At 40.1% G+C, this 11,331-nt stretch carries 11 protein-coding genes; all 11 read right to left on the bottom strand.

Annotated elements, in window-relative coordinates; all coding sequences use genetic code 11:
• Positions 1-33: 33 nt before the first annotated feature.
• Positions 34-426 (bottom strand): hypothetical protein, encoded by a 393-nt coding sequence (locus Q0Y54_RS08570; protein WP_297966356.1) that lies wholly within the window; start codon positions 424-426, stop codon positions 34-36.
• Between the two features lie 4 nt (positions 427-430).
• Positions 431-1,525 (bottom strand): NAD(P)-dependent oxidoreductase, encoded by a 1,095-nt coding sequence (locus Q0Y54_RS08575; RefSeq protein ID WP_297966358.1) that lies wholly within the window; start codon positions 1,523-1,525, stop codon positions 431-433.
• A 21-nt stretch (positions 1,526-1,546) separates the two neighbouring features.
• The gene (locus tag Q0Y54_RS08580) at positions 1,547-2,194 is read right to left on the bottom strand and encodes an SPASM domain-containing protein (protein WP_297966361.1); all 648 of its coding nucleotides are present in this window, start codon (positions 2,192-2,194) and stop codon (positions 1,547-1,549) included.
• 27 nt (positions 2,195-2,221) lie between these two features.
• Positions 2,222-2,602, bottom strand: a complete 381-nt coding sequence (locus Q0Y54_RS08585; RefSeq protein WP_297966363.1) for a radical SAM protein — start codon at positions 2,600-2,602, stop codon at positions 2,222-2,224.
• A gap of 27 nt (positions 2,603-2,629) precedes the next feature.
• Positions 2,630-3,703 carry an AroB-related putative sugar phosphate phospholyase (cyclizing) gene (locus Q0Y54_RS08590; protein ID WP_297966365.1) on the bottom strand — a complete coding sequence of 358 codons (1,074 nt, stop codon included), beginning with the start codon at positions 3,701-3,703 and terminating at the stop codon, positions 2,630-2,632.
• A gap of 5 nt (positions 3,704-3,708) precedes the next feature.
• Positions 3,709-5,520: a thiamine pyrophosphate-binding protein gene (locus Q0Y54_RS08595; protein WP_297966367.1), complete on the bottom strand. Its 1,812-nt coding sequence runs from the start codon at positions 5,518-5,520 to the stop codon at positions 3,709-3,711.
• Positions 5,521-5,538: 18 nt separating this feature from the next.
• Positions 5,539-6,279, bottom strand: coding sequence for an SDR family NAD(P)-dependent oxidoreductase (locus tag Q0Y54_RS08600; protein ID WP_297966369.1), 741 nt, complete (start codon positions 6,277-6,279; stop codon positions 5,539-5,541).
• Positions 6,280-6,286: 7 nt separating this feature from the next.
• Positions 6,287-7,885: an aldolase catalytic domain-containing protein gene (locus Q0Y54_RS08605; RefSeq protein ID WP_297966371.1), complete on the bottom strand. Its 1,599-nt coding sequence runs from the start codon at positions 7,883-7,885 to the stop codon at positions 6,287-6,289.
• A gap of 27 nt (positions 7,886-7,912) precedes the next feature.
• The gene (gene rfbH / locus Q0Y54_RS08610; protein ID WP_297966373.1) at positions 7,913-9,253 is read right to left on the bottom strand and encodes a lipopolysaccharide biosynthesis protein RfbH; all 1,341 of its coding nucleotides are present in this window, start codon (positions 9,251-9,253) and stop codon (positions 7,913-7,915) included.
• Between the two features lie 22 nt (positions 9,254-9,275).
• Positions 9,276-10,052 carry a glucose-1-phosphate cytidylyltransferase gene (gene rfbF / locus Q0Y54_RS08615; RefSeq protein ID WP_297966375.1) on the bottom strand — a complete coding sequence of 259 codons (777 nt, stop codon included), beginning with the start codon at positions 10,050-10,052 and terminating at the stop codon, positions 9,276-9,278.
• A 13-nt stretch (positions 10,053-10,065) separates the two neighbouring features.
• Positions 10,066-11,331, bottom strand: a 1,266-nt coding sequence (locus tag Q0Y54_RS08620) for a glycosyltransferase family 2 protein (RefSeq protein WP_297966377.1), incomplete at its 5' end; no start/stop codon positions are given.

The raw sequence follows: 11,331 nt of genomic DNA on the forward strand, positions 1-11,331 counted from the left end.
CAGAGCAGGTATATTAAGGGATTGTTCCAGAATTTATGCTGGGAAAGTTGAGTTACTCACTTCTGGCTGAGCTTGCAGTAAGTAAATACTAACCAAACCAACATTAGCACCAATATCCAATACCACATCACCAGGCTTGATTAATGAACTTATATAGTCAAAATCCTCCTGTTCAGGGTTTCCCCCAAGAGATAAAATTCCTTCTGCCCGGCAAAAGGTCTGGGAAAAATCAAAAGCCAGCTTTACTCCATTCCTAATGAGTACAATATCATCACGGTTTATTTCCACAGAACAGTCATCACCGGAATCCTTGATACTCTTTTGCAACTCAATAATAGGCAAGAAATGCTCTCGCAGAAGTTGCCAATATAGCCTTTTTTCTATTTTTCCCTCTTTATAAGCATTACGTAATTCGATAATAGTCATATTGTCATTCATTCCCTTTCTTCAGAAAACTATATACCCGACCAAATCCATCTTCCACTTCGAAATGGCACTCCCTCCCCAGTTTTTTGAGTTTGGCTGAACTAGGGCAGTTAGCCATATTATCCTTATTTTCCACAAATTTACTATCTGCCACAACACCTTCATGTACCACTTGAAGAGTTACATCTTTACGAATGTTTACCATTACCTCTGCCAATTCATTCATACTAATAAACTGATCCGTATTGCACACATTGTAGGCATTTCCCGGTTCTCCCCGCAATAATATGAGCAAATACGCTGCCACCCCATCGACAATATAACAAAATGGCCGCTTTGTAGTACCATCACTCCGCAGGACAATATCCTTTCCTTCACAAACATTTTTCATAAATGAAGAAAATACTCTTGGATCATTTGATATATCCATCGTTGGACCATAAGTGTGCCCTATTCTGGCTATTGAAATTGGAACACTATACTGTCTGAAATATGATGCACAAAGAGTTTCCCCCATGCGTTTACTCTCGCTATAACAGCTATGTGGCTCCAACGGGTCCGTTGTTCCCATTTCCTGCTCAGAAAATTCACCTATACCATCTGGCATCTTGCCATAAACATCACCGGAGCTAAAATACAGAAAGCCTTTAACTTGTTTTTGACGAGCCAATTCCAGCAAGTTATAGGTGCCAATAACATTTGGTGCAGCCACATCTACAGGATTGGTTCCATAAAATTGTGGGCTGGCAAGGCTGGCCGCATGAATAATATAATCTATATCCCCATCTATGCTAAGGGGCTCCAAAATATTATCCATTCGCATTTTAAAATATTGCCGTTCCAAATATTTCCCAAACCTAGCATGACATTTTTGCTGATTGCGGGCCAAAGCAATAATGTTGATATTGGCACTATGAGCTTCATTTAGCCAAATAAGGAAATAAACAACATAGGATGCCAGCATACCAGTCGCACCTGATATCAATACAGTCTTTCCATACAACTTCTGTAAAGGAATATCCCGCTGAAAAATGTCTTCCATATCTGTGATAATAATATTATCTGACATAATGTCTTCAATCGCCATCTTCATTGCCATAAAGCTTCCCTCCAACAGAGTCTATTCTTTGAAAGAAAGCCTTTCGATTGGCAAATCATCCAAATTATCCTCGGCTGAATCCCGCAATGTAAGTTCGCACGTTGCGCATAGTGGATGATTAATCCCTTTTATTTTCAACTGCATAACCCTAAAATTATATAATGTCTTTGAAGTCCATATCTGTTCGAGGGTCTTTTTCTGAATATTACCCAATTTAGTATCCCGCGCCCAATCTTGACAACACACCACAGCATCTCCGTTATTGCGAATTGTAATATGTGTAAATGGATAGCGGCAAACTTTTCTCTGCTTATATAACGCACTATCCAAATAGCTTTGTTGTGCAAGCTCACCATTTTCCTTACTGCCATACAATTTATCCAGAGACTCTTCTTTAAGCTTAGGTATATTCCACGAAATGTCCACCAACTGTTCATCGGATTTGTCGCTGAACATCGCCTTAAACCTTGCATCGGTATTTTCATCTACATGCATTATTTTGGTACATATAAATGGTTTTGCTTTCTGTTTCTTGTTGCGGTACTCGTATAAATACTTCACATTTTCAGCAATAGTACCATGGGCAATGTTAGTCTGGGTAATGCGCTTTTCCTCATCCTTATCTATAGCATAAATAGATACCCGCAAATAATCTAAACTATACTCCACAAACTGTCTGGATAATTCCGGCGTTAACTAAGAACCATTTGTCGTTATCTCCAAATTAACGCAAATATTCGCATCTTTAATCGTCTTAACCATTTCACCAATTTGAGGATGAAGCAACGGCTCTCCTGTAGAATATAATTTAATCAGCTTTATTTTCCCATATTTTTCCACCATAGATTTAGTGTCATCTATTATTTTCTCAAACAACTTCATATCCATATTGGAAAAAGGACCGCCATCTTTTTTATAATCCTCAGTACTCTGCCAACACATCAAGCATTTAAAATTACATACATTAGTTGGCTCAACAATTATGCATAGCGGAGCATCCAAAGGAACTGCATCTATTAGTTTAACTCTATCATTCTGATAGGCAGTAGACCAATGGTCCGGTTTTGTTTTTTCCATAATGTCCTCCCATTAATTTATCAGTTATTATCTCACGCCAAGCACAATACCCGAAATATAATCTACTGACTCAATTACCTCTTCTACAGTTACATCCCTATATACACCAAGGCTGTGGTCCTTTTGAATAAGAACCGCTGTTATATCCTTGTTCGTCTGTTTTTTATCCTTACGAATAGCAGAAATAATTACTTCCTTATCAAACCACTCTGACTGCATATCAATATTTGTAAGAATTTTGTGGCATACGGCCTCTATTTTTTTTGCATAAGACTCTGCAATAAATCCGCGTTTTACAGAAACATAATTGGCTGCCACCATTCCCAAAGCAACAGCGGATCCATGAGGGATTCCATAACTGCTTGACACCTCAAAAGCATGCCCAAAAGTATGTGCAAAATTCAGCAAAATACGCACACCTTTATCAAATTCATCCTCTTCAATGAATTTTTTCTTAAACATCAATGATGTATCAATGTATTGCTGCAACTTATCATAATCATGTGTCAAAATCGAGTCTATATCGTGTTCAATACGCTCAATGCCATCCTCACCTGCAATGACATTGAACTTCACTACTTCACCCAAACCACTGCAATAATCTATAGGTGATAAAGTATGGAAGAACTGCGGATAAATCCGAATAACATCCGGCGGATAGAAAGAGCCCAATAAATTTTTAAAGCCTTTATAATTCAGTGAAGATTTGCCACCAATACAGCTATCACAGGAAGCCAGCAAGGTAGTAGGATAAAAAGTCCATCGAATACCACGATAAAGATTTGCTGCCACAAAACCTGTAATATCTTGAACAATACCGCCACCCATGGACACTAAATGAGTATTGCGTTTAGCAGCCATACCCGTCATTTCTTCACATATAGCCAGCACTGTATCCATATTCTTCTTATTTTCATCAGCCTCCATTAAAAATAATCTTTCCTGCGGAAGCTGTGGTAATTTATCCTGATAAAGGCCATAAACCTTGCGGTCAATAACGAAAAAAGTATCTGCGACTTCTGCCAGAATCTCCCATTCCTCTAATGAATCCACAAACTCTACAGTATAATCCTTAAATCTTGATTTTATCTTCATCATCATAACTCCTATACTTCAGGCACCAAAGGAATATACATATTTTCTGCCAGTTCCGCTCTTGACAGGAATGGAGCCATATCCTCCAGTGGAGGGCTTACTAAAGTTCCGTCCGGCAATCTTTTAGTCGCTGATTTAGGCTCAAACTTCTGCTCTGTGGTAACTACTACTTCACACAAGCAACAATCTTCTCCCATAAGTGCTTTTTGCACACCACCTGGCAGTTGCTGATTATCCTCTATCTTGAAATATTGAATACCGAAGGCCTCAGCAAGTCTTGCAAAATCTGGAAATCCCAAATCTCCGCTTTCCGGACCGACTCCAATAAGTCCGTTATGAAAAATATTGTTTTGAGTTTGGCGAATCTGATGATAACCACCATTATTTATGATAAACAGTTTAATTGGCAACTTATTAGTTACCATGGTTTGCAGCTCCTGCAAATTCATCATCACACTGCCATCGCCCTCAATACAAACTACCATTTTTCTTTCATTACCCATGCAGGCACCAATGGCTGCTGGTAAACCATACCCCATGGAAGAAAGCCCACAATTCATTATAAAGCGGTCAGCAGACTTTATATAATACGACTGACTGCCTACTACACTGGCAGAACCATTGGTAACAACGGTAACAGCCTTTTCTGGCAAGCTATGGGAAAGTACATCCATAAAAGCATAAACATTAACCAGCCCATTATTTCTTTTCTGTTGTTCGCTAACAACGGGATATTTTTGTTTCCATTGCTGACATTGTTTCACCCAACCAATTCGTTGTTCACTTCGACAGCCATCAGAAATTTCAAGCAGTTTCTTCATAAAATCACTGGCATCGGCACATACAGGTATATCCACACGCACCGTAGGCTTCTTCAGTTCTTCACTGTCAATGTCTACTACTACAGTCTTTGCGGCCCTTGCCCAAGTATTTACATTATACCCCACCTGATAGATATTCAGTCTGGAGCCAATACATAATAACAAATCACTATTCTGCACAGCAAAATTTCCTGCCCGGTCTCCCATGGTACCACCACGGCCACAGTAATAGGCACTGTCATAAGCCATTAAGTCAATACTGTCCCAGCAAGTAACAACGGGAACTTGAAGTTTTTCGGCCAATTTATGTAATAAATCAACTCCCCCCGATAATCTGATACCGTTACCGGCATAGATTACTGGACGCACGGATTTTTCCAGTAATTCCTTTACTTGTGGGATGATCTTTGACAAATCTGTTTGGATTTTATTACCCTCAACTGGTATATAGCCTTCCAATTCATCAGAATCTACATATGCCCCCTGAATATCCAAGGGAATATCCAGCCAGCAAGGCCCTGGCCTACCAGATACAGCCAAGTGATACGCTTTTTCCAATACATAACGAATTTTTTTAGGATCCATAATCATTTCCGCATATTTGGTCACGTTCTCCAAGGCAGAAACAATGTCAAACTCCTGATTGCCCAAGGTACGCAAATTAAGTCCGCTATACTTAACCGTCATAGTGGATTTGGTCTGCCCAGATACCACCAGCATAGGGATGGAATCCTGATAGGCTCCCACCACCCCGTTCAGAGCATTGATAGCCCCTGGTCCGCTGGTAACGCATAACACAGCAGGTTTGTTATTAATGCGGGCATAAGCCTCAGCCGCTATGGCAGAAGCCTGTTCGTGATGGTTATATAAAACATGCATATCCTCACGATGCCCAAAGGAATCATTCAGGTGCATAGCGCCACCACCCACCACGCAGAATACTTGTTTTAAACCATGGGTCACAAAAAAATCGGCTATATAATCAGATACCTTAATTTTCAAACTTATCGCCTCTCGAAATTACTTTAGCGTTTCACCGCCATCAACCACCACCACGGAACCAGTCATAAAAGAAGAGTCATCCGACAAAAGAAAAACTGCTACTTTTGCAATTTCCATAGGATCTGCCATACGACCTAACATGTTAACATCCTTAAATCGGGAAAAATCCCTATTAGTAAAAAGGTTCGTCTCTGTCATGCCCGGACAAATAGCATTTACGCGCACATACGGAGCATAATTTTTCGCCAAATATTTGGTCAATTGAATATTAGCAGCCTTTGATGTAGCGTACATGTAACTGCGCCTACCTTTGATATAGCTATGTAATCCATTAATAGAGGCATTGTTAAGTACGACTCCCTTGCTTTTCTTCAACAATGGCATAAAAGACTTACACATATGCATGACGGCCTTAACATTGACATCATAACTTCTGTCCCATTCCTCATCCGTGAGTTCTTCAAGGCTACCAGTTAGCAAAATCCCTGCATTTTTAAAAAGCATATCCAAACGACCATATTCTTTTTCCACAAATAGACGAAAATTCTCAATGTCATCTAAATTTGACACATCTGCATGAAAAAATTTTATCTGCCCCCCCTCAGCGATAACGAAGTTCTCCTGTTCAAGTCCTCGTTCCTGATTACGGCCTACAATAATTACCTCAGCACCAGTACGTGCCAAGAGGATACTTGTAGCACCACCTATACCAGATGTACCTCCTGTTATCAAGGCAATTTTCCTTGTAAAATCACTCATTTTTTGCTCACCTCGCATAATAGGAACGGGTAATAAATTCTACTGTAATTTTATCCTTCACTTCCGCTAAATATTTCCTTACATAATTATTAAGATATTCAGCTTTTTCCTTAACGAAACCATATTCACGGCTTACATCAAAATAGTTATCCTCATTTTTGGAATAACCATCAAAGCCTGCCAAACTTACTTTCTTTACACCAATAGCCTGCATTGCCTTAAGAAGCATTATTAGGGAATTATCAATAATCTCCGTTTCTTTATCAATTAAATCTTCATAACGAAGTACATAGCGGAACTTTCCTGCAGTTTTAGTAACATTCGAAGTGGCAATAATATCCGTCCCTTCATTTATACTCCCCTGCAAGTCATTGATAAGTTGAGTATATCGCTTGGCCTTGGTCAAAAAAATATAATCCACTTTTATATCAGCAGGAGCATAGTTTACAGCAAGTATAAGTGGACGCTGTTCCACAATAAAATCCTTGACCTTTGTCTTTTGCCTCTTGATATTGCTGCCAGGTCCCATCAACATTATTTCCCTATTACCAAATATCTTTTGCAACTGGTTCAATGCCTGTTTATCATTACATTCTACGCTCTGATAGGAAATGTACATTTCTTCTGCATATTTAGCATCATACAGCAGTTTCTTTTCTGGCTTCAAACTGTTTAAAAGTGTAGTAATCTGCCGTACAGATAGAGTTCTCTTATTCATAAAGTATGATACATAGTTAGGATGACACTCATTGGAGGCGGCAAGGTAGAAGAACATATTATAGCCCCAATACTGCTTGTGATAAATGTCCATTATTACATTATCAATGGCTTCCAAAACCTGTGTAACATCATAATGAGCATCCTGCTTCTCATTACGATACATCATCAACAGCTCCAATGGAGCATTACCTGCACTTTTTCCCATACCATACAAAGTACCATCGGCCAGTAAATCACGCTTACTGTCACATGCCAAAAAATGCTTGGCATTGGCAAAGCCCAACTGGAAATTGTTGTGTGCATGATAGCCTTCCTTGATTTCTGGATCTAAATGCTTATCCAAAATTCTGAATATATGCATAAGATGCTCTTCATCCAATAAGCCATAAGTATCCACCATAGATGTGGCGAAAGGCTTCATCTTATTACATTCTGTGGCGTACTCCACCAGCTTTTCGTCCGTATAGGTAGTAACTGATACCATCTGAGCAAAGACCTTATATCCTAATTTCTGCACCTGGTTACAAAAGTCCAAGGCATCATACATCAAATGTTCCTTAAAAATTACTCGAATACCATCAATAAAAGTATCTTGGGCTGGCTGCAGTTTTTCAATACTACAAGTACCATAATCTATCATAGCCAACACCGTAGCATTACCTTTATCTACCCCGGCAAATATTTTATTTGCTGACTTAGTATCTGGGAAAATTGTGCGATTCATATCAAAATTACGGCGTTGATCCAAAAATCCGATCTCTATGTACTCTACGCCAGAACTTACCAACCGCTCAAAAATCTCAACAATTTTGTCATGACCAAATTCCCAATCATTTACATATCCGCCGTCACGGAGCGTGCAATCCAACAATTCTCTTTTTGCCATAACATTACTCCCTCTAGTTCAGAAAACTCACTGATTTACCGCTTCTTTTATAACCTTAGCCATATAATCAATCATTTCATCTGTCATGCCTGGATAAACGCCTACCCAGAAGGTGCTGTTCATAACAAAATCCGTAACTTCCAGACTTCCAGCTACCCTATAGGCGTCTGTGCCCCGTATCTGGTCAAAGGCCGGATGTTTAATGAGATTGCCGGAGAACAAGAGTCTTGTCTGAACCTTATGAGCTTCCAAATATTTTATAATATTATTTCTGTCTAAGCTGCTTTCAGGGCGAACAGAAATCAGGAAGCCAAACCATGATGGGTCGCTATTTTCCGCAGGCTCTGGCAGAATCAACTTGTCCTCTACGCACTCCAAGGCTTTTCTGAGTCTCGACCAGTTATGCTTTCGCCTTTCGATAAAGCCAGGGAATTTTTTTAACTGCTCACAGCCAATAGCCGCCTGCATATCTGTAACTTTAAGGTTATAGCCGAAATGACTATAAGTATATTTATGGTCGTAGCCAAATGGCAGCTCTCCAAATTGCTTGTCAAAACGATGACCGCAGACTCCATCATGACCAGAAGGACAAATGCAGTCCCGCCCCCAATCGCGATAGGACAAAATGAGGCGATGCAGCAACGGATTATCCGTGTATACTGCACCACCTTCACCCATGGTCATGTGATGTGGCGGATAAAAGGAAGATGTGCCAATATCCCCCCAGGTACCAGTGAATTTCGTCACACCATCAATAGTATATTTAGTACCCAATGCATCACAATTATCTTCCACCAGCCAAAGATTATGCTTATCGCAGAACTCTTTGACAGCTTTCAAATCGAAAGGATTACCCAATGTGTGGGCAATCATAACAGCCTTTGTATTTTCGCTAAGGGCAGCCTCCAGCTTGGTCACATCAATGTTATACTGGGGAACAGTCACATCCACAAATACCGGAATAGCACCATACTGAATAATTGGTGCAACGGTGGTTGGGAATCCGCAGGCAACAGTAATAACCTCATCCCCACGCTTTATCTGTCGCTCACCTAATTCATGGGCCGTAAGCACAGAAAAAGCAATGAGATTAGCTGAAGAACCTGAATTTACCAAATGGGCATATTTCGCGCCAATCCATTTTGCAAATTCCTTCTCAAACTGGTCAGAAAATCTTCCTGTAGTGAGCCAGAAATCCAGCATAGCATCAGTAAGGGCCTGCATTTCCTTTTCATCAAAGACGCGGGATGCATAACTTATTCTGTCCCCTTCCTTAAATGGTGTCTTATTCTCCTTAAAATCATGGTAGTATTTGGCTACCATATCCTTTATCTGCTCTCTGGCCTCAGCCTCATTATTCCAACCCATTACTTTGCCTCCAAATATTTGTCTATTCCCAAACCTTCCACGGAGCCTGGCCGCTATCCCACAGCTTTTCCAGCAACCTTTTTTCCAGCAGAGTATCCATACACTGCCAGAATCCTGTATGTTCAAAGCTCTTTAATTCACCCTGCTCCGCCAGCTTTTGAAGCACATCCGTCTCAAAAACTGTCTGATCATCTTTTATATAATCAAAAACCCCGGGCTCCAGCACCATATAACCGGCATTAATAGGAGCCCCATCATCAGCTGCCTTTTCGCGAAAAGCCCTGACTGTATTATTAAGTCCAATATCCAATATACCCTTTTGCTGGCGCTGTTTTACGGCGGTCAGTGTAACCATGCCCCCCATATTTTTATGGAAATCAACTAAATCGGAAATATTTACATCACAAACACCGTCACCATAGGTCATCATAAAAGATTCATTTCCTATATAATCCTTTATGCGCCTTATACGGCCACCAGTCATGGTTTTATATCCCGTATCCACCACCGTAACCTGCCAAGGCTCAGTCTGACGATTATGAACTATCATCTTGTTGTCATGGCGAAAATCAAAGGTAATATCCGACATATAAAAGAAATAATCCGCAAACCATTTCTTTATCATGTGCTGCTTATAGCCGGCACAGACAATAAAATCATTGTATCCATAATGGCTGTATTCCTTCATAATATGCCACAGGATGGGCATGCCGCCTATTTCCACCATAGGCTTTGGCCGATAATCAGATTCCTCAGATATTCTTGTCCCCATACCGCCAGCTAAAAGTACAACTTTCATAGGTTATCCACCCCTAGTCTTTTCCATCAAACATTTCGCCTTGATCTCCAAGGTCTTCCTTAATACGAGGATCCAAGTCCTTCAAAATTTCCGCCAGCTTTATCCTTGCTTCCTTGTAATATGGTTCATTGGCATAATATTGGTCAAACATTGGTAATATGGCACTGCCCCCCCATCTAACCTTCTGGTCAGCCACAAGCTTACTCCAGGTCAATAAAAAACTATCAAACATTTTCATTTTATCCTTACATATAGTTTCATCTGTAAGTCCATAAGAAGAATAGTGCCCTAAAATATCATAATACTCTTTTATAAAAACTCTGCCTATATCAGGGAACCCAACATCCATTCCCTTCTGCAAATGAACATCCGGCGTTACAAAAACGCTGTCCCCAGTGTCAGATGTGAAAAAATTTCCATGAAGACATACAAAATTAGGCATTTTATGCAACACTTCCAGTTGCAGGGCAATTTGCTGTAACCTGTACTTATCAAAGCCGAGGGCTTTCATTTTATTGCGATATTCTTCAATATCCAGCAAATCCGTTTTTAAAAGGAAACCAGAAATGTAAGTAATCAAAAAGGACGCTTCATCAATATAGGCATTGATACCTTCACCCAGTTTGTAGTCTAATCCTTCACTGCCACCAATTTCTATTCCTACAGATATTTGGTGATTACTGCTCAATACCTTCTTCCAATATTTCATGACCCCCGGCAAGATATAATCATCATCACCAATTAAATTTATATACTCACCACTGGCATTATCCCACAGATATTCATAATTGCCATTTGCACCAACATTTTTCTCCTGCCTTACCACCCGCAGATTAGAATACTTCTTCTTATATCTCTCCAGAATCTCCTGGGTATTATCAGCCGAGTTATTATCCGAAACCAACACTTCAATGCTGTCATCATTGCCAATGTCGTCAAGAATAGCCCCCAGACATCTGTCAAGATACTTGCTGCGGTTATAGGTTGGAATGCCAATGGTCAAAAGAGGCCGTTCCCGCTTTTTGGCCGGGGAATTGATAAAAATATGTCCGCCGTAGTCAAGACCATAAATAATTTTCGCATCCATCTCAGACAGGAAATCCACCACCACCGAGGATGAATCATCCTTGGTGGTAATAAATGTATCTATCAGTTTTAACAGTGCTTTACTGATTACGTTGGTATTTGGATGGGTAACAACTATTGGAGCATCAGGCCCACGGTCCTCCACCATTTTGGCCATTTCCCATAAGCAAGAATAAAAACATAAAGAAAATGA

The sequence above is a fragment of the uncultured Anaerovibrio sp. genome, from assembly GCF_947302755.1.
GTDB lineage: Bacteria > Bacillota > Negativicutes > Selenomonadales > Selenomonadaceae > Anaerovibrio.